Below are 19,645 nucleotides of genomic sequence, written 5' to 3'. Positions count from 1 at the left end.
ATCGCGGTTGTCCGCGCTGTGACCGATCGAGTGGAACACCACGCCCACGTCGTCCACAGGGTCGCTCGATCCACAGCTTCTCTGTCGACCCTGGTCGGCTGCGCTGACGATCGCACACACTCGTCGACGATCTCGGACATGACCACGTATGGCCTGGCGACACGTCGGCAACTGTTGGCGGCAGGAGTCTCCAGCAGTTCCCTCTCTCGCGACTATCACCGCGTGTTACCGCAGATCTACTCTCGCACCGAACCGAGCTGGACCGGACGGTGCGCCGCCGTCCTGCTGTGGAGATCGGACGCCGTCCTCAGTCATCGGACGGCCGCCCGCTTGTACGGGTGGCTCGCCGAACCGGCCATCATCGAGGCCACGGTTCCCCGGGCGAGAAAGGGCCGTACTCCGTCGTGGCTCGTCCTTCATCGACGTGACCTGGCCAGTGATGCCGTCACTCGGGTCGACGACCTCTCCGTCGTCACGGAGGCGCAGGCACTGCTCGACTGCGTCGCGATCATGGAACCTCGTGCGGCGGGTCGACTCGTCGATCATCGGCTGGCCGCGGGCATGACACGGGATTCCGTGCGGCGACTCGTCGCGTCGGCACCGGGGCGCTCGGGGAACGCTCGCCTGACCGAGCAACTCAGATCTGCCTCGACGAGGTTCGCATCCGAGCCCGAACGGGTTCTGGACCGTGCCCTCATCGCCATCGGGCTGCGCCTGAAGGTCAACGCGCGGGTCGGGGCGTTCATCGTCGACTTCTACGACGAGGCGTCGCGGGTGATCATCGAGGTGGACGGCCGGGAGTTCCACATCGACGGGGATGTCTTCCGACGAGATCGCGTGCGCCAAAACATTTTGGTCCTGGCAGAATTCCGTGTGCTCCGCTACGCGGCATTCGATGTGCTGCGTGATCCGGACAGCATCGCTCGACAGATCGCCCACGAGGTCAGAAGGCGACGGCACGCTCGTCGCTGAGGGAGTGCTGTACCAGTGTCAGCCCGAGAGAGCGGATTCCCGCCGCTAACACCCGGTAGTGGAACACCACACCCACCATCACACCTCGGCGAAGTCCAGCCCACCCTCCGCGGGGAGGTCGACGCGGCGGCTCAACGGCGAGCCCAGTGCCGCCGCCAGGTCCGACCCGTCGTGCTCCGCGAGCAACTCCCCGTTCTCCCACACGAGAAGCGCTGCGCTGACGGTGTTCTCGACCGTCGAGTGCGCGAGGTCGTAGTGGGCGCACCCGGGCACGTCGCGGTAGGTGATCCAGAGGTCGTAGCCCGTCATGAAGAGGTCCAGGTCGAACTGCACACTGAGACCGAGGAGTTCGCTGCGGCCGTTGTCGTCGACACCCGCGAACGCCTCGTCCAGTGCGAGCAAGCGCGGTGAGTGCGGGTCCGCGGACGACAGCATCACGTGCGCCGCCGCGAAGAGCGGGAGGTGCAGCGACACCGACTGCTCGCCGCCCGAGAGCGCACTGTGGCGTGCGACGGTGAGCCTGTCCTCGGAGCCGTCACCGGAGATGAGCGTGAACGCGAAGACGCGCCACTGCCGGTAGTCCAGTGCGGCACTGAGGATCTCGGGGTACGAGCGCTCAGGATGCTGCGCTCGCGCCGTCCGGATCTGTGCCGCGAAGTGCACACGCATCTCGGCCAGTTCCTCGGGTCCGAGCGCGGAGGCGTCCCGCTCGAGCAGCTTCGACACGGCACGGGTGCTGTCGTCGAGGTTGTCCGCGAGCACCCAGTGCACGCCGATGGTGTTGCCCGACGACATGCGGCGCTGCTTCATCTCCGATCCCATACGGGCGATCAGTTCGCGGGCGTCGACCGTGCGCTCGTGGATCTGCTGCGCCAGGCCGGTGAGCAGAGCGTCCTCGAGGATGCGGCGCTCGGCATCGGTGAGCAGCGTCTCCTGGTCGCGTCGTGCCGCGTCGATGCGATCCGCGAAGTCCGCGATGGTGGAGTGGCCCTGCTCGTCCTGCACCCGCACCACGGTGACCCCGTCGGCCGCGTCCCAACTGAGCCGGAAATCCTGACCCGACGCGGCCAGCTGAGCGTCGAACTCCTGCAACGCCGCCGTCAGCGCGCTGCGTGTGGAGCGGCGGCTCGCATCGCTGACCTTGACCTGCGCCGTCGCCTCGGTGAGCTCGGTGTGCAGTCGGTGCACTTCCGGGGGCAGTACGTCCGGGGCCTCGTCGGGCCCGGCAGCCGTGTCGGTTCGGTAGAGCAGTTGCTCGACCGTCGACCAGGCCGCGTCGCTCGCCGGCCAGGAGCAGTCGCGCGCCGCACCGAGCACCGCCAGCAGATCGCGGTGCGCGTAGGGAGCCAGTCGCGCGGCGTCGCTGAGCGCTTCGGTCAACGCGGTCGTCAGTCCGGCGACGGCCGTCTCGTGCGCGCCCTCCGCCTTGCCGATGGCCTCGCCCGATTCACGGTCCGCCTTCGTGGCGGCGCGCTGCTCGGTCTTGCACGCCTCGATGCGCATCCTGATCGCGTCGAGCTCGGCGTCGATCTTCTCGGCGCTCGCACCGAGCGAGTCCCGCAGCATCTCCAACTTGGCGTGCTGTTGCTCGTAGTCGGATTCGGCGATGGCCGCTTCCTCCGCGTACTCCTCGGCCAGAATCATGGCCTCGTCGAGGCGCCCGGCAGCTTCCCGGTCGCGCTCGGCGGACCGGTCCGCGTCGCCGCGGTGGCGCAGGATGGCGGAACCGGTGTTCTCGAAGTGGCGGATCGCCGCCGCGAGCGCGTCGAGGTCTCGCGGCGTGAACGGAGCCCGCCGCGCGACGGCGTCCGTCCGCAGACGTCGTTCGGCGGCAGACAGTTCGGCGATCGCGTGGTCCAGTTCTCGGTCGGCGGACGCGACCGACTCGGTCGTCGATCGGAGAGCGCCGGCGGCCGACGTGACCGCCCGGAGCGCCGCGGTGACCTCCGACGTACGAGGAACCGTCGAGACGGCGGCGCGGATCGAGTCGAGACGTTCTCGACACCGCTCGGCGACTCGATCGGCCTCGTCGCGCCGCGCGGTGGCCACCTCGAGGGCCTCGTCGATCTCCGCGATGCGGGACGTGCGCCGTGCAGCTCGTGCCGTCGCGCCGATGTACTCGGCGGCGTCCTTGTGGTGCGCGCCGCGCACGAGACCGTGCGCGAAGCTCCCGTCCCGTCCGACACCCGCAGAACTGCCCACGTCGTCCAGAGCGATCGAGTCGAGGATCGCCCGCACGGTGCTGTGCTGCACGGGGATGTCGTCCTCGACGACGAGGACGTCGGCCAGCGATCGCCCGGTCACCGGTGTGGTGGCGGTCAGGTACTGATCCGAGACGAGCCCCGTCGGAGCCGTGTCGGCGACCCACGCGTCCAGCAGGGTGGCCGCGTCGAGCGCGGCCTCGAGGGCCGCGGCATCGTCGGCGCTGACGTCGTCGGCGAAGCGGACGAGTGTCCAGAACGGTGCGCCGTCGAGACCCGCACGGTCGCCGGTACGGGTGCGCAGCGCCGGGGGAGCGTCGTCGTGCTCGGCGGCGACCGACGCGCGCTCGGCCGTCGACTCGGCGATGGTGCGCGCCGCGTCGTCCCGGTCCTGCAGTGCAGCACTCCGTCGGTCCCGCACCGTGTCGAGCAGCTCGCGAACTCCGTCGCCGAGTACCTCGCCGAGCGTGGGTGCGTCGTCCTCACCGATGCGTGCGAGCGCGGTGTGCAACGACTCGAGGATCTCGCCGTCGTCCAGCACCGAGGCGTGCGTGGCCCACCACGCGCGCAGCGATTCCGCTGTCGCGGCACGGGACGACTCGACGGCGGCCTCGGCCTCGCGGACGGAGGCCACCGCGGCGTCGTGCAGTGTGTGGGCGCGGTCGGCGGCCCGTTCGGTACGGGCACGCTCGGTGGTGGCACGGTCGACGACGGACAGCGCGGCACGCACGGCCCGGACGTCCCCGTCCCGCTCCTCGGCATGACCGCGTACCGCTGCCGTGATCTGGTCGGTACGGGCGTCGCGGGGGAGTGGCGTCCAGGCGATGCCGGCGTCCTCGGCGGCCGCGAGGAGCTCGTCCTCGGCGCGGACGATCGACGCGGTCGACTCCCGCAGCGCCACTGCGGCCTCGTCTGCCTCTCGTCGCCGGACGTCGACGGCCTCCGTCGCCTTGCGAGCCTTGTCGCGCTGCTGCGCGGTGGACACCTCGAGCTTGCGGACCGCATCCGCGAGATCGTCGAGCTGCTGCTTGCCCTCGTAGGCGGTGGACCGCTGCAGGGTCTGCTGGTCGGCGACGGCGAGATCGAGTGCGCGCTCGGCCGCCTCGTACCGCTTCTCCGCCTCGACGCGCTCGACCCGTCGTCGTTCACGCAAGCCCTTGGCGGCGAAGAGGGCGACGGTGGCGTGGTCGACGGCCTCCAGACGTCGACCGACCTGATCGACGTCGGTGCGCGCCTGGACGGCGAGGTACTTCGAGTAGACCTCGACGAACTTCTTCGACGCGTGGTCGGCCTGCACCAGTCCCTCGAGGGCGCGGCCCACCTCCTCCATGTCGCTGAAGGAGCGCGCCGCCTCGAGGACGAGGTGCTCGTCGAGGGGGCGCAGTCCGTCGGACAGCGCACGGGACAAGCCCTTCGGGTCGAGGTTCTTCGCCAACTGCGGGCGTCGCAGCGTGAGAATCAGGGTGATGAGCTGGTCGTACCGCTCGGCGCCGAGACCGAACAGTCGCGCGTCGATGGCGGCGCGGTAGTCCACCGGCCGGTCGACGATGGCGTCGGTCCCGATCTGCTCGGCCAGTTGCTTCTTCGTCAGCGGCCTGTCGTCGGTGCCCAGCAGCGAGAAGTCGACGCCCACGCGGCCGTCGGCGACGAAGTACCAGCGCGTCACCTTGTCCGCCGACCGTGTCGCACGCATGCCGATGCCGACGGTCACCGCTTCGGGCTCGTCCCGATCGCCACGTGCGAACTCCATCCACACGTACGAGTGCGCCGAATCCTGGCCGCGGTAGAGCAGATTGGACTTCATGGTGCGTTCCTCACCCGCGAACGGGTTGAGGCGACGCGGCTCGATCCGGCCGTCGAACACGAACGGGAACAGCACCTCGAGTGCCTTGGTCTTGCCGGATCCGTTGGGGCCACGCAACACCAGCCGACCGTCGGCGAACGAGAACTCCTGATCGCGGTAGTCCCAGAGGTTGATGATGCCGGCGCGCGTGGGCCGGAATCGGGTGCTGCGCGTCACGGGGTGTGCTCCTCGAGGGTGCTCGTGTGATCGGTGGGAAAGAGGCCGGCGGACGCCTGTTCTCGGACGGTGACGACCACTCCCCGATAGCGCGCCAGGGCCGGCAACGCGACGATGCCCCCGCGTACCGGTGCCACCAGAGTGAGGTTCGTCAGGAGTGCGACAGCGGCCGCGCGAACCCCGGCACGGTCCGCCTGCCACTGAGCGGCGAAGGTGCGGCCGTAGGCGTCGACGAGGGCGCCGACGGTCTCGTCGAGCCAGGAGTCCGCGACGAACGGGTGCCGGATCGTCTCGTCCGACGCCTCCACCGTGTCCGGGGCGACCGAGTCGTCGACCAGGTCGTCCACGACGCCGCCGTCCGGGATCGCGCTGTCGAGGGCCGCGAGCAGCGTGTCGGTGGGGTCGATGTCCGCCTCGAGCGTGGTCCGATCGTCGGCATCGGCATCGGGATCGAGTACCCGCTCCGCGATCTCACCGGCGAGGAGAAGGGCGACCTGCGCGACCGTGCCGGTGGACGGAAACCTGATGTCCGACAGGCGTCCCGACGTGTCGATGAGCGCGATGCCCTCTGCCCGGCGTTCGACGGACAGTCCGGTCAGCAGCCGGACATCCTCGACGGACCGGTCGTCCGGCACCGAGTCGGGGCCGTGGACCACGGGCTGCTCGACGAGCGCACGGCGGGCACGGCGAGCGCGATCGGCCGGGTCGTCCGTGGTGCTGTGCAGCAGGTGTGCCGTGCTGCGCAGATGCTGGAGCGCGCGCGGTGGACGAAACAGGGCCACGACGACGGATCGGTCGATGTCGTACAAGGCCTCTCCCGCGTCGGGGTTGTGCGCCCACCCGCCGGCATCGCCGTCGGCCAGGGTGATCGCACCGCGAACGGACAACCAGCCGACGGCGTCGACGAAGGCGTCCCGGTCGGTCGCGCGTTCGGTGTCGAGGTCGACCCCGACCACCCGTCCGGCATCGGAGGCGACCTGAACCGCCAACTCGGACAACGTGATCTGGTCACCCGCGCGACCGAGTGCCGCCAGGGTGAGCGCCAGGAATGCGTAGCGGCGACGGTCGAAGACGCGGTCGGAGGTCGTGCGGGCCGGTCGACTCGCGTCCAACCGGTCGAGTACGGGGTAGAGCCGGGCCGTGGTCTCCGTGACCTCGAGTCGGTATCCGAAGAGATCGAGCATGTCCTCGCGCAGTTCCGTGGCCCATCGGCGAACCAGGGGCAGGGCGATGCGGTCCGGGTAGGTGCGGGTGATCAGGTGGTGGGACAACACGACTCGGGCGGCGCGCTGGTACGAGTCGAGTGCCAGGCTCGGAATGGTGCGTGCTCTCATCGCCGCGCGCCGATGGTGAGTGACAGCCGTTCGAGGTGCAGTAGACCGCGTTCGGTGCGCACCACGGTGGACTGCTCGTGCGGTGCCAGTGTCAGGGTGACGCCACCCTCGGAGCCGGTCGAGCTGCCCACGCGGCCGCTGACCGGGACGCGTGCGGTGAGGGCGGCGTTGAGCAGCCCGAGCAGCACGTCGGTCTCCTCGTTGGTCAGATCCCGTTCGTACACCCCGTGTTCGGCGAGTGATCGCGCGGCCTGAGCGCGGCGACGCTGCACGCTCAGCTGTTCCTCGCGCAGACGCCGGACACCGGCGTCGTTGCGGTGGACCCTGGCAGGAGCACCGGCGGCGGGGGGCCGACCGGTCTCGGCGAGCGTGCGCGAGATCTCGACAGGCGGAGCGTCCCACCACGATCGCGTGGTGGGAATGATGTCGTCGTCGGGGTGGACCATCGACAGGTGACGAGGCCGGCCGAGGCCGAACACGGCACCGAACAGGGCGTGGGCGGACTCCTCGGAGGGAGCGGACGCGAACCACCCGGCGAGATGTCGCAGCTGGGACTCGCGACTGACTCCGCCCCTGCGGGTCTCGGTGACGCGGCGCAGCAGCGACAGCACGGCGGCGATGGCGCTCATGGTGCCCTCCCGCAGACGATCCGACTCGGTGAGCTCGCCGTCTGTGGAGGTGAACCAGTGCACGAGACCGGTCCACCGGCCCGCCCAGTCGGCGCGGCGCTCCTCGCGGCTGAGGAAGACGCGTTCGTCACTGGCTGCCACCCGGTCGAGCAGCGAGTCGAGTCCGGTGGCATCCACCCGCTCTATGGCGGCGGTGAGCTTCGGGCCGAAGCGGGCGAGGTCGAGGGAGAACTCCCGCATGTGGGAGAGCAATGCGTCCTTGTGTGCCAGGAACGACTCGGGTGTGACGTCCGTGGTGCGGACGAGGTCGCCCAGCGACAGGTAGAAGTGCGCGGCGCGGGTGGCCATGTCGTTGAGAGCGGTGTCGAGCCGATCGAGTTTGCGGTACACCAGGTCGGCGTCCCCGGCGAGGTTCGCCGCCGCGAGATCCTCCAGGTCGGCGAGCAGCTCGGGCAGCACCAGACGCGAGAGCGAGGCGTCCTCGGGGCGGGCGGCCAGGACGTCCTCGACGGCGCGGTATGCCTGGTAGCCGACCTGACCGAACTGGTAGACGTAGTGGCGATTGCGGTACTCGGCGAGCGTGGCCGCGCGGGTGCCGTCGTAGCTGCGTTCGAGGACGCCCCACGTGTGCAACTGTTCGAGCAGCGGGCCGATCTCGACGCCGGTCAGAGTGTCGCCGCCGTCGGTGCGGGCCAGGATCTCGGCCACCTCGCCGGCGTGCAGCAGAACGACGTAGCCGGTGCGTGCATGTTCGAAAGCGCGCAGAACTCGCAGGTAGTCGGCCCGTTTCTCGGCTGTCGCGAACGAGAAGAGCCGGAGCCTGTCGTCCACCACGAAGGAGTCGGCGGATTCGGTCACTGCAACAGGGTAGGCGGTCAGGACAGTCGGACAGCCACCTGCCCGTCGACGACGTCGGCACGGTGGGTCGCGACCGTTCCGATGCCGTCGGTGGTGCACCGGCCGGTGTCCAGGGAGAACTGGTACTGGTGCAGGGGACACACGACGACGGCCCCGTCGATCTGCCCGTCCGCCAGCGGCCCGCCGCGATGGGGGCACACCGCGTCCATGGCGCGGACCGTCCCGTCGGTCAGGAGGAAGACGGCGATCTGTCGTCCGTCGACCACGTAGGTCCGGCCCTCGCCGGGGGTGAGATCGTCGACGGTTCCCACCACGGTCGCCTGTGCCGTCGTCATCGAACCGGCACCTGAGGCAGCGGGAGAAGCGGGAGGGAGGGCGCGAACTGGGCCGGTGACCGCGGCGCCGCGCGTTCCTTCCACGGATCGGTGTAGCCGTCGATGGATATCTGGATGCGCTCGTCGAGTCCTGCACAGAGACCCTCGGCGTCGTCGACGAGCAGTCGCTGCAACGTCTCGAGGCCGACCCGCGGGACGAAGGCGTAGGTCCGCTCGAGCCACTTCGCCTCCTCGCGGTAGTACTGGATGAATCGGCCCGCGAGGGTCAGGACCTCCTCGGGGGAGTCGACCGTGGCGAGGACGTCGCCCTTGCGGATGTGTGCGCCGGCCGCGCCGCCGATGTAGATCTCCCAGCGGCCGTCGCCGACGGCCACCACACCGAAGTCCTTGCAGAGCGCCTCGGAGCAGTTGCGGGGGCATCCGGCCACGGCCAGCTTGAGCTTTGCGGGAGTTTCGAGACCCTGGAACCGTTCCTCGATCGCGATGCCGAGTGCGGTGGAGTCACCGAGCCCGAAACGGCAGAAATCGCTGCCGACACAGGTCTTCACGGTGCGCATGCTCTTGCCGTACGCGAACCCGGACGGCATGTCGAGATCGCCCCACACCTTCGGCAGGTCCTCCTTCTTGATGCCGAGAAGATCGATGCGCTGTCCACCGGTGACCTTGACCAGCGGGACCCCGTACTTGTCGGCCACATCGGCGATGCGCCGCAACTGGTCCGGGGTGGTCACGCCGCCCTTCATCTGCGGCACGACGGAGAAGGTGCCGTCTCGCTGGATGTTGGCGTGAACGCGGTCGTTGATGAACAGCGCGCCTCGCTCGTCGACCCAGTCGGGTCCCCAGACCACGCGCAGCAGCGAGGCCAGCGGCATCTTCGCTGTCGCGTCCTCGGCATCGGCCAGCGCATCGAACACTGCGGAGACGGATCGGAGGTTCTGCGTGCGGACGGCCTCGATGAGCTCGCGCTTGGACATCGGGATGCAGGGGACGTACCAGTCCGCCGCGGGATCGACCGAGAGCGCTCCACCGGCGGCGCAGGCGACGATGTCCGCGACCAGGCCCTTGCAGGATCCGCATCCCTTGCCCGCACGGGTCTTTCCCACGACCTCGGAGACGGTGGTGGCCCCGCCGTGCACGCAGGCGACGATGTCGTCCTTCGTGACCCCGTTGCAGTTGCACACCTGGACATCGTCGGACAGTTCGGCGGCGCCGGTCTCCGCGCTCGGCGTGCCCATGTCGAACAGCATGCTGATGCGCTCGTCGGGAAGCGGTACCTTCTCGTCGAACGCCTGAGTCAGGAAGCTCACCTTGCTGATGTCGCCCAGCAGCATCGCGCCGATCAGCTTGTTGTCGCGCACGACCACCGACTTGTAGGTGCCGCTGCGGGGTTCGTAGAACTGCACGAACTCGTCGGTGTCCCGCTCGGGACCCTTGACGCCCATCGCCGCAACGTCGACGCCCGCGACCTTGAGCTTCGTCGTCAGTCGCGAACCATGATAAGCCGCAGCCGGATTCGCACCGGTCAGCACGTCGGCCAGGACCGACGCCTGCTCCCACAAGGGAGCCACGAGGCCGTACACCTCACCGCGATGCTGGCAGCATTCTCCGACTGCGTGGATCGCTCCCTCGTCCTCGCACCGCATCTGATCGTCGACGACGATGCCGCGCTCGATCACCAGTCCGGCACGCCGCGCGAGGTCGACGTTGGGGCGGATACCGGCCGTCACGACGATCATGTCCGCGGGCAGGGTGGAACCGTCGTTGAACGCGACCCCGGTGACGGCACCGCTCTCGTCCCGCAACACAGCCGTGGTGCGCTTGGACGTGTACACGCCGACGCCGAGGTCCTCGATCTTGTTGCGCAGCACGCGTCCACCACGTTCGTCCAGCTGCTGGTTCATCAGGTGTCCGGGGGAGTGCACGACGTCCACGTCGATGCCCTGCGTGCGCAGACCGTAGGCGGCTTCGAGGCCCAGCAGTCCGCCACCGATGACGACGGCGCGGATGCCGTCGCGGGAGGACGCCATCTGCAGCATGCCGTTGGTGTCCTCGATCGTCCGGAAACCGAAGACGCCGCGCGCCAGTCTGCCGTCGGCCTCACGCAGTCCGTCCATGTTGGGAAAGAACGTCGTGCTCCCGGTCGCGATGATCACGGTGTCGTAGGGGACGACGCGTCCGCTCTCGCACGTCACGTTCTTGGCGAAGCGGTCCAACGCCACCGCCCGGTCTCCGACGTGGAGGGTGACGCCGTTCTCCCGGTACCAGGCCATCGGGTTGAGCATCAGATCGTCGTCGTCGATGGACGACTCGCCCGAGAGCACGTGCGAGAGCATGATGCGGTTGTAGTTGCCGTACGGCTCGTCGCCGATCATCGTGACGTCGAACTTCGCACGGTCGCGGCCGAGGATCTCCTCGACGGTGCGGGCCCCCGCCATTCCGTTGCCGACGACGAGCAGGCGATGCCGTTCTCCTGCAGCCGGCATCAGAAGATCATCATCCCGAAATCGACGACGACCTCGCCGCTGCAGCCGTCGGGCGCCGCGACGGTGAGCTCGAGAACCGAGTCGGGATCGACGTCCTCGACGACGCGCAGCGGAACGTTGACGCTCGCCTTCGCGCCCATCGGGAACACGCGCATCGACTCTCCGTCGCGCGTGAGCGTGACGACGACCAGTTCGTCGGAGGAGTTACCGCCGCGGAAGTAGAGCGGCTGGGCGGTCAGGCCCGACGGAACGGTGTACGCCGTGGCGGCGTCGAGAAGCTCGGACTTGCCCAGGCCGTGCCCGACGAAGGGAAAGACGCCTTGGATGAACTTCGGAGTGCTGGCCATGGGACGACTGTCCGTGCACGCGGTGACGGCACTGCTGCGCCCGTGTTACGGCGGCGTCATCATTCACTCTCGAGCGCGGCCGCCGCAGTGTCAGGTCTTCCGCCCGGTCATCACCAGCGGCGCGACCACTGCCAGCAGGACGGCGGGAATGAGGAAGGCCGACGTCGGGTGCACCCCGTACAGCGGGGTGAGCGCGAGAGGAGCGAAGGCCGCCCCGGAGAACCGGAACGACTGGACGACCGACACGGCGCCGCCGCGGTTCGCCCCCGACGAGCCGAGGACAGCGGCGTTGACGCCGACCAGGATGAACTGGCTGGCGACACCCGCTGCCGCCCAGACGAGGCCGACGACCACCAGGCTGGGCATGGTGCCGGCGAGGGCGATGAGGACCGCGCCGACAGGAGCGGCACCCACGATCGCTCGGCGTGGCCCGATGCGGTCGATCAGTCCACCGACGCGTCGCGCCACCAGGATTCCGGCGACCCCGAACACGGTCAGCAGCAGTCCGCGCTGTGTGGAGGACAGACCGAACGTGTCCTCCGCGCGGAAGGCGACGAGGAAGTTGAGTCCCCCGAGGGCGCCCCAGCCGAGGAGCGCGACCACTGCCACGCGGAGGACCGGGACGGTGAGAGCGTCGCGCAACCGTTCGGGACGACCGCCGGGGGTGGTTGGCGCGGTGGCCGCGGGGAGCCCGACCAGCCCGAGGATCGCGGCGACGACGGCCAGCACGACGAACGCGTACCGCCAGTCGAACTCGGCGGCGAGGCCACCGACCAGCGGCGCACTGGTCTGACCCGCCGCCTGCAGGGCGCCGAAGGTACCCAGCACCCGTCCCAGGCGCTCGCGGGGAGTGACGGCCGCCAGTGACGCGAGGAGCAGCGGCGTCGTGAAGGAATTGCCGATGCCCTGCAGTGCGCGCGCACCCAGCAACAGGTCGAGCGTGGGCGCGACCGCACACAGGAGCGAGGAGACGACGTAGAGCAGGTAGGCGAGGCGCACGGTGCGCACCCGGCCCCATCGCGCGCCGAGAGTGCCCGACACCAGCATGGCCAGAGCGAACGGAAACAGGTACGCGCTGAGAGTCGATGCCGCCGACCCGGTGGACACCCCCAGATCCGCGCCCATCTCGGGCAGCATCGAGGACACCACTCCGCCGCCGAACGGGCCGAGGAAGCCACCGGCGTACAGAGCGCCGATGCGAAGCCGTGCGAGTCGCGCGCTCACCGGTGACGAGCGCGCGTCACAGCCCGAAGCTGCCCGGCCCGCGTCGGCGCAGGTAGCGCTCGAACTCGGCGGCCAGCGCATCGCCGTCCACCTTGGAGACGGCCTCGGACATGTCGACCTCGGCGTCGCCGCGCTCCTCGAGGGTGCGGACGTACTCGGCGATCTCGTCGTCGTCCTTGGTCATCTCGGTGACCGACTCCTCCCAGTCCTCCGCCTGGGACGGCAGCTCGCCGAGCGGCACCTCGATGTCGAGGACGTCCTCGACACGCTGGAGCAGGGCGACGGTGGCCTTGGGGTTCGGCGGCTGGGACACGTAGTGCGGGACCGCCGCCCACAGGGACACTGCCGGAATCCCCGCTTTGACGCACTCGTCCTGCAGAACACCGGTGATGCCGGTCGGGCCCTCGTACCGGGTCTGCTCGAGGTTGAACTGCTCCGCCGACTCGGTGCTGTACGCGGTGCCGGTCACGGGAACGGGCCGGGTGTGGGGCGTGTCGGCAAGCAGTGCGCCGAGAATCACGACCGTCTCGACCCCGAGCTGGTCGATGAACTCGAGCAGGTCGTCGCAGAAGCTCCGCCACCGCATGTTGGGCTCGATACCGCGCAGCAGCACGACGTCGCGGTCGCTGCCGGGAGGCGAACACACCGACAATCGCGTCGACGGCCACTCGATCTCGCGCGTCACACCGTCCACCTGTCGGACCGTCGGGCGGTTGACCTGGTAGTCGTAGTAATCCTCGGAGTCGAGCTCGGCCAGGGGCGTCGCGTCCCAGATCAGTTCGAGATGCTCCACCGCGCCGCTCGCGGCGTCGCCCGCGTCGTTCCATCCCTCGAACGCCGCGACGAGAATCGGGCTGCGCAGGGTCGGCAGGATCTCGTCCAGCTCGGACTCGTCCGTCGCGGAGTCCTGATCGTCCGCTCCGACACCGGCCACCAGCTCGGCAGCGACGCCGGCGGCGAGGTCTGTCGGGGGGTCCTGGACCACGGGGAGATCGCCCTCGGGCGTTTCTGGCGCACTCACCCGCCCAGCCTACGACCAGAGCTGTCGGGACAGACCACTACGCTTGGGGGCATGCCTGTCGAATTCCGATCACGCCTGCTCGATGCGCTGTCCCAGCGTGTTGTCATCGGCGACGGTGCCATGGGAACGATGCTGCAGGCCGCAGACCTGACGCTGGACGATTTCCGCGGCCTCGAAGGCTGTAACGAGATCCTCAACGACACGCGTCCCGACGTGCTCCGCCAGATCCACCGGGAGTACTTCGAGGCGGGCGCGGACGCCGTCGAGACCAACACCTTCGGGTGCAACCTCCCCAACCTCGCCGACTACGACATCTCGGACCGCATCCGCGAGCTGTCCTACAAGGGAACGATCCTGGCCCGCGAGGTCGCCGACGAGATGGGTACCGGGCGAGACGGCATGGGCCGCTTCGTGCTCGGGTCCATGGGGCCGGGCACCAAACTGCCCACCCTCGGCCACGCCCCGTTCCGGGCGCTGCGCGACGCCTACGCCGAAGCTGCGCTGGGAATGATCGACGGTGGCGCCGACGCCGTCCTGATCGAGACGTGCCAGGACCTGCTCCAGGTGAAGGCCGCCATCCTCGGCAGTCAGGCCGCGATGGAGCAGCTGGGCATCCGCATCCCGATCATCACGCACGTGACGGTCGAGACCACCGGCACGATGTTGCTGGGCAGCGAGATCGGCGCGGCACTGACCGCGATCGAGCCGCTCGGGGTCGACCTGATCGGCCTCAACTGCGCCACGGGCCCCGCCGAGATGAGCGAGCACCTGCGTCACCTCAGCAGGCATGCCACCGTGCCGGTCTCGGTCATGCCCAACGCCGGCCTGCCGCAGCTCGGCCCCAAGGGTGCCGAGTACCCGCTCGGTCCCGACGAGCTGGCCGAGGCGCTCAGCGGCTTCGTCACCGAGTTCGGCCTCTCCCTGGTGGGTGGCTGCTGTGGAACCACCCCGGAGCACATCCGCCAGGTCGCCGACGCGGTGCACGACGCGCGCCGCGGAGTGCGGGACCCGAAGCCCGAGAAGGGTGTCTCGTCTCTCTACGCAGCGGTGCCGTTCGAGCAGGACGCCAGCATCCTCATGATCGGCGAACGCACCAACTCCAACGGTTCGAAGGCGTTCCGTGACGCGATGCTGGCCGAGGACTACCAGAAGTGCCTCGACATCGCGAAGGACCAGACGCGCGACGGCGCGCACATGCTCGATCTCAACGTCGACTACGTCGGCCGCGACGGTGCTGCCGACATGTCGGCTCTGGCCTCGCGCCTGGCCACCTCCTCGACGCTGCCGATCATGCTCGACTCCACCGAGCCCGCAGTCCTGGAGGCCGGGCTCGAGCACCTCGGTGGGCGCAGCGCGGTCAACTCCGTCAACTACGAGGACGGCGACGGGCCCGACTCGCGCTTCCAGCGCATCATGACGCTGGTCAAGCGTCACGGAGCGGCGGTCGTCGCGCTGACGATCGACGAGGAGGGTCAGGCCCGGACGGCGGACTGGAAGATCCGCATCGCGGAGCGGCTCATCGCCGACATCCGCGACAACTGGGGTCTGCCGGAATCGGACATCATCCTCGACACCCTGACGTTCCCCATCTCGACGGGCCAGGAAGAGGTCCGGCGGGACGGCATCGAGACCATCGAGGCCATCCGTCGACTGCACGAGAGTCATCCCGAGGTGCACTTCACCCTGGGTATCTCGAACATCTCGTTCGGCCTCAATCCTGCTGCGAGGCAGGTGCTCAACTCGGTCTTCCTGCACGAGTGCACGGAGGCCGGGCTCGACACGGCCATCGTCCACGCGTCGAAGATCCTCCCCATGGCGCGTATCCCCGAGGAGCAGCGCCAGGTCGCGCTCGACCTCGTGTACGACCGTCGCCGCGAGGGCTACGACCCGTTGCAGGCGCTCATGGCGCTGTTCGAAGGCGTCTCCGCGGCGTCCGCACGCGAGTCGCGGGCGCAGGAACTGGCCGGCCTTCCCTTGTTCGATCGCCTCGAGCGCCGCATCGTCGACGGTGAGCGTGCCGGGCTGGGAGACGATCTCGACGAGGCGATGCAGGAGAAGCCGCCGCTCGCGATCATCAACGAGACGCTGCTGTCCGGCATGAAGACCGTCGGTGAGCTGTTCGGGTCCGGGCAGATGCAGCTTCCGTTCGTGCTGCAGTCCGCCGAGGTGATGAAAGCGGCTGTGGCACACCTCGAGCCGCACATGGAGGCGTCCGACGAGGACGGCAAGGGCCGCATCGTGCTCGCCACCGTCAAGGGCGACGTCCACGACATCGGCAAGAACCTCGTCGACATCATCCTGAGCAACAACGGCTACGAGGTGGTCAATCTCGGTATCAAGCAGCCCATCTCGGCGATTCTCGACGCCGCGGTGGACAAGCGTGCCGACGTCATCGGCATGTCCGGTCTGCTGGTGAAGTCCACGGTGGTCATGAAGGAGAACCTGCTCGAGCTCAACGCCAAGGGCGTCGCCGAGAAGTTCCCCGTCATGCTCGGTGGCGCAGCGCTCACCCGGTCCTATGTCGAGAACGATCTCGCCGAGGTCTACGAGGGTGAGGTGTCGTACGCGCGTGACGCGTTCGAGGGCTTGCGCCTGATGGACACGATCATGAACACCAAACGCGGTGTGGCGCCGGCTCCCGACAGTGAGGAGGCGCTCGCCGCTCAGCAGAAGACCGCGGAGCGCAAGGAGCGGCACGAGCGGTCCCGGCGCATCGCCGAGAAGCGCAAGGCCGCGGAGACACCGGTCGTCGTTCCCGAGCGCTCCGACGTCTCCGTCGAGAAGGAGCTTCCGGCGCCGCCGTTCTGGGGCAGCAGGATCGTCAAGGGCATCTCGCTGTCCGAGTACTCGGGGCTTCTCGACGAGCGTGCACTGTTCCTCGGTCAGTGGGGTCTGCGCGGCGCACGCGCCGGTGAGGGCCCGTCCTACGAGGACCTGGTGGAGACCGAGGGCCGTCCGCGCCTGCGGTACTGGCTCGACCGCCTCAGCACCGACGGCATCCTCGCGCACGCGGCACTCGTGTACGGGTACTTCCCGGCGGTGTCCGAGGGTGACGACGTGGTGGTCCTCGAGTCCCCGGAACCCGATGCGGCGGAGCGCTTCCGGTTCACGTTCCCGCGCCAGGACCGCGGCAGGTTCCTCTGTATCGCGGACTTCGTGCGGTCGCGAGACCTCGCCCGTGAGACGGGGGTGGTCGACGTCCTGCCGATGAACCTGGTGACGATGGGTCAGCCCATCGCCGACTTCGCCAACGAGCTCTTCAAGGCGGATGCGTACCGCGACTACCTCGAGGTGCACGGCATCGGCGTGCAGCTCACCGAGGCGCTCGCGGAGTACTGGCATCGCCGGGTCCGCGAGGAACTGGTGCTGCCCAGCGGCCGCTCCCTCGTGGATCAGGATCCGTCCGACGTGGAGGGGTACTTCAAGCTCGAGTACCGCGGTGCCCGGTACTCGTTCGGGTACGGCGCGTGCCCCGATCTGGAGGACCGCATCAAGCTCGTCGCGATGCTCGAACCCCAGCGCATAGGGGTGGATCTGTCCGACGAGTTGCAGTTGCACCCCGAGCAGTCGACGGATGCGTTCGTGCTGCACCACCCGGAGGCGAAGTACTTCAATGTCTGAGCTCCAGGCCGTCTTGTTCGACATGGACGGGACGCTGTTGGACTCGGAGCGCCTGTGGGACATCGCGGTGTACGAGCTGTCCGAGTCACTCGGGCGCGAGCTCACTCCGGAGGTGCGGGAGTCGACTCTGGGCAACTCGATGATGGGTGCGCTGGCGAAGGTCTACGCGCACGTGGGACGGGAGGCGTCGCCGGAGAACCTGGCGGAGTCCGCTGCCTGGCTCAACGGCCGTGTGGTCGAACTGTTCGCGGGTGGTCTGCCGTGGCGTCCGGGTGCGGAGGCGGCGCTGGATCTGGTGCAGTCGGCCGGTCTGGGCTGTGCCCTCGTCACCAACACCGAGCGCATGCTGACGGAGATCGCGCTCGAGACGCTGGGCCGTCACCGCTTCGGCGCGACCGTGTGCGGCGACGAGGTGACGCACGCGAAGCCCGCTCCCGATCCGTACCGCCGGGGCGCAGAGCTGCTCGGTGTCGACACGGCGTCGTGCGTCGCCGTCGAGGATTCGCCCACGGGAACCGAGTCCGCCGTCTCGGCGGGATGCGCCGTCGTCGTGGTGCCCTCCGAGGTGCAGGTGCCCAGCGGACCGGGCCGTACGTTCCGCACCACCCTCGAGGGGCTCACCCTCGATGATCTCCGGTCTGCGCGCGCCGGGGGACACTGATAGCGGTCCGCGGGCCGCGTCGTGGAACAATCATCACCCGTGAAGAACTTCGAGTCCCTGTTCGCCGAGCTCACCGACCGCGCTGCCACCAGGCCCGAGGGCTCGGGCACCGTCGCCGCGTTGGACGCGGGTGTGCATCAGCAGGGCAAGAAGATCCTGGAGGAGGCCGGCGAGGTGTGGATCGCCGCGGAGCACGAGACGGACGAGGCGCTGGCGGAGGAGATCTCGCAGCTCCTGTACTGGATCCAGGTGTTGATGGTCGGGAAGAACCTCTCCCTCGAGGATGTCTACCGACATCTGTGAGCGGACCACCCCACTTCCACCGCCACCGATCTTCCCGCACCCCAGGAGTCCCACCATGCTTCGCGTCGCCGTCCCCAACAAAGGTTCCCTGTCCGAGCTCGCCGGAGAGATTCTGAGCGAGGCGGGCTACCGTCGCCGCGCCGATTCCCGCGATCTCACCGTGCTCGACAACGCCAACAACGTCGAGTTCTTCTTCCTCCGTCCCAAGGACATCGCCATCTACGTGGGCTCGGGTGAGCTCGATCTCGGCATCACCGGCCGGGATCTGTCGCTCGATTCGGGCGCACCCGTGACCGAGCGGCTCGCACTCGGATTCGGCAACAGCACCTTCCGCTACGCCGCGCCGGCCGGCAAGGAGTGGACCCCGAACGATCTGGCCGGGCTCCGCATCGCCACGTCGTACCCCAACCTGGTCCGCCGGGACCTCGCGGCGCGGGGCCTCGAGGCCACCGTGATCCGTCTGGACGGAGCCGTCGAGATCTCCATCCAGTTGGGTGTCGCCGATGCGATCGCCGACGTCGTGGGCTCGGGACGCACACTGCGCCAACACAACCTGGTGGCGTTCGGTGAATCCCTGTGCGATTCGGAGGGCGTGCTCATCGAGCAGGCGGGCTCGCCCGTCGACGACAAGGCGCGCAACCAGCTCATCGCGCGTGTCCAGGGCGTCGTCTTCGCCCAGCAGTACCTGATGCTCGACTACGACTGCCCGCGCAGCATCCTCGACGACGCCGTCAAGATCACGCCCGGCCTCGAGTCGCCGACGCTGTCCCCGCTCGCGGACGAGGCGTGGGTGGCCATTCGTGCCATGGTTCCGCGCAAGGGACACAACGCCGTGATGGACGAGCTCGCCGAGCTCGGCGCCAAGGCGATTCTCGCGTCCGACATCCGGTCGTGCCGCGCATTCTGACGCGTCCGCTCCGTTGTGATCGGTCCCAGTAGTTCCTGATCGGTACCGACCAGTCTCCTCTCGTCGCTAGAGTCGCGTCGTCGAGAGGATCCTTCATGACCGTCGTCGATTCTGCGAGCCCCGACCTGCTGGTCGCGCTCGCCGCCGCACTCACCGGAACACTGTCGCGTCCGGGGGAGCCCGGATACGAGCGGTCGGTGCCGTGGAACGTCGCTGTCCCCGTCGATCCGGTGGCAGTCGTCGCGGCCGCCACCGCGGACGACGTCGCCGCCACCGTGCGGGCAGCGCGCGAGGCCGGGCTTCGCGTGGCCGTACAGGCCACCGGACACGGGGCGGTGCGCATCGGTCCGGACACGATTCTGGTCCTCACCGGTGATCTCGACGAACTGACGATCGACCCCGACACGCGCGTCGCCCGACTCGGCGCCGGGGTCCGGTGGCAGCAGGTTCTCGACGCCGGCGCGCCGTCCGGATCGGCGCCGCTGTGTGGGTCGTCGCCGAACACCGGCGTCACGGGATTTCTGACCGGTGGGGGAATCGGGCCGGTGGCTCGGACGTACGGGGTCTCGTCGAGTCGTGTGCGCGCGTTCGATCTCGTCACGGGCGACGGCACACTGCGCCGGGTGACACCGGACAGCGACGCCGATCTCTTCCGCGGCCTGTGTGGGGGCAAGTCGACACTCGGCATCGTCACCGCGGTCGAGACGGAGCTGCTGCCGATCGCCGAGT

General features: G+C 69.0%; 14 protein-coding genes. 6 read left to right on the top strand and 8 right to left on the bottom strand.

Going from position 1 to position 19,645, the window contains the following annotated elements; all coding sequences use genetic code 11:
• Positions 1 to 138 precede the first annotated feature (138 nt).
• The gene (locus tag ASG69_RS10510) at positions 139 to 972 is read left to right on the top strand and encodes an endonuclease domain-containing protein (protein ID WP_056445167.1); all 834 of its coding nucleotides are present in this window, start codon (positions 139 to 141) and stop codon (positions 970 to 972) included.
• A gap of 78 nt (positions 973 to 1,050) precedes the next feature.
• Here ASG69_RS10510 and ASG69_RS10505 read toward each other — a convergent pair whose 3' ends face one another.
• The 8 genes from ASG69_RS10505 to ASG69_RS10470 form a co-directional block, all read right to left on the bottom strand.
• A complete protein-coding gene (locus ASG69_RS10505; protein WP_056444607.1) occupies positions 1,051 to 5,193 on the bottom strand; it encodes a TIGR02680 family protein in 4,143 nt (1,380 codons plus the stop codon).
• Positions 5,190 to 6,527: a DUF2398 family protein gene (locus ASG69_RS10500; protein WP_056444604.1), complete on the bottom strand. Its 1,338-nt coding sequence runs from the start codon at positions 6,525 to 6,527 to the stop codon at positions 5,190 to 5,192. The genes ASG69_RS10505 and ASG69_RS10500 overlap by 4 nt, the downstream gene beginning before the upstream one ends.
• Positions 6,524 to 8,014, bottom strand: coding sequence for a TIGR02677 family protein (locus ASG69_RS10495; RefSeq protein WP_235578918.1), 1,491 nt, complete (start codon positions 8,012 to 8,014; stop codon positions 6,524 to 6,526). The genes ASG69_RS10500 and ASG69_RS10495 overlap by 4 nt, the downstream gene beginning before the upstream one ends.
• A 17-nt stretch (positions 8,015 to 8,031) precedes the next feature.
• Positions 8,032 to 8,349 (bottom strand): Rieske (2Fe-2S) protein, encoded by a 318-nt coding sequence (locus ASG69_RS10490; RefSeq protein WP_056444601.1) that lies wholly within the window; start codon positions 8,347 to 8,349, stop codon positions 8,032 to 8,034.
• Positions 8,346 to 10,832 carry a nitrite reductase large subunit NirB gene (nirB, locus tag ASG69_RS10485; protein ID WP_056444598.1) on the bottom strand — a complete coding sequence of 829 codons (2,487 nt, stop codon included), beginning with the start codon at positions 10,830 to 10,832 and terminating at the stop codon, positions 8,346 to 8,348. Before nirB ends, ASG69_RS10490 begins: the two co-directional genes overlap by 4 nt.
• Complete coding sequence (locus ASG69_RS10480; RefSeq protein WP_042572487.1) at positions 10,832 to 11,179, bottom strand: hypothetical protein; 348 nt, start codon at positions 11,177 to 11,179, stop codon at positions 10,832 to 10,834. The genes nirB and ASG69_RS10480 overlap by 1 nt, the downstream gene beginning before the upstream one ends.
• A gap of 90 nt (positions 11,180 to 11,269) precedes the next feature.
• Positions 11,270 to 12,403 (bottom strand): MFS transporter, encoded by a 1,134-nt coding sequence (locus tag ASG69_RS10475; RefSeq protein WP_056444595.1) that lies wholly within the window; start codon positions 12,401 to 12,403, stop codon positions 11,270 to 11,272.
• A 16-nt stretch (positions 12,404 to 12,419) separates the two neighbouring features.
• The gene (locus ASG69_RS10470) at positions 12,420 to 13,286 is read right to left on the bottom strand and encodes a PAC2 family protein (RefSeq protein ID WP_197027772.1); all 867 of its coding nucleotides are present in this window, start codon (positions 13,284 to 13,286) and stop codon (positions 12,420 to 12,422) included.
• A gap of 189 nt (positions 13,287 to 13,475) precedes the next feature.
• Here ASG69_RS10470 and metH point away from each other — a divergent pair, with 189 nt between their 5' ends.
• The 5 genes from metH to ASG69_RS23045 all read left to right on the top strand — a co-directional run.
• Positions 13,476 to 17,045 carry a methionine synthase gene (metH, locus tag ASG69_RS10465; protein WP_027505346.1) on the top strand — a complete coding sequence of 1,190 codons (3,570 nt, stop codon included), beginning with the start codon at positions 13,476 to 13,478 and terminating at the stop codon, positions 17,043 to 17,045.
• A complete protein-coding gene (locus ASG69_RS10460; RefSeq protein WP_056444592.1) occupies positions 17,038 to 17,706 on the top strand; it encodes an HAD family hydrolase in 669 nt (222 codons plus the stop codon). Before metH ends, ASG69_RS10460 begins: the two co-directional genes overlap by 8 nt.
• Before the next feature lie 39 nt (positions 17,707 to 17,745).
• Positions 17,746 to 18,009: a phosphoribosyl-ATP diphosphatase gene (locus ASG69_RS10455; protein WP_027505348.1), complete on the top strand. Its 264-nt coding sequence runs from the start codon at positions 17,746 to 17,748 to the stop codon at positions 18,007 to 18,009.
• Between the two features lie 55 nt (positions 18,010 to 18,064).
• Positions 18,065 to 18,916, top strand: a complete 852-nt coding sequence (hisG, locus tag ASG69_RS10450; RefSeq protein ID WP_027505349.1) for an ATP phosphoribosyltransferase — start codon at positions 18,065 to 18,067, stop codon at positions 18,914 to 18,916.
• 95 nt (positions 18,917 to 19,011) lie between these two features.
• Positions 19,012 to 19,645 (top strand): FAD-binding oxidoreductase (locus ASG69_RS23045; RefSeq protein ID WP_235578917.1); only part of this gene is annotated, 634 nt, incomplete at its 3' end.

The organism is Rhodococcus sp. Leaf225, from assembly GCF_001426145.1.
Lineage (GTDB): Bacteria > Actinomycetota > Actinomycetes > Mycobacteriales > Mycobacteriaceae > Rhodococcoides.
The sequence above is the reverse complement of the archived record's forward strand: the minus strand, read 5'-3'. Positions and strand labels throughout refer to the sequence as shown.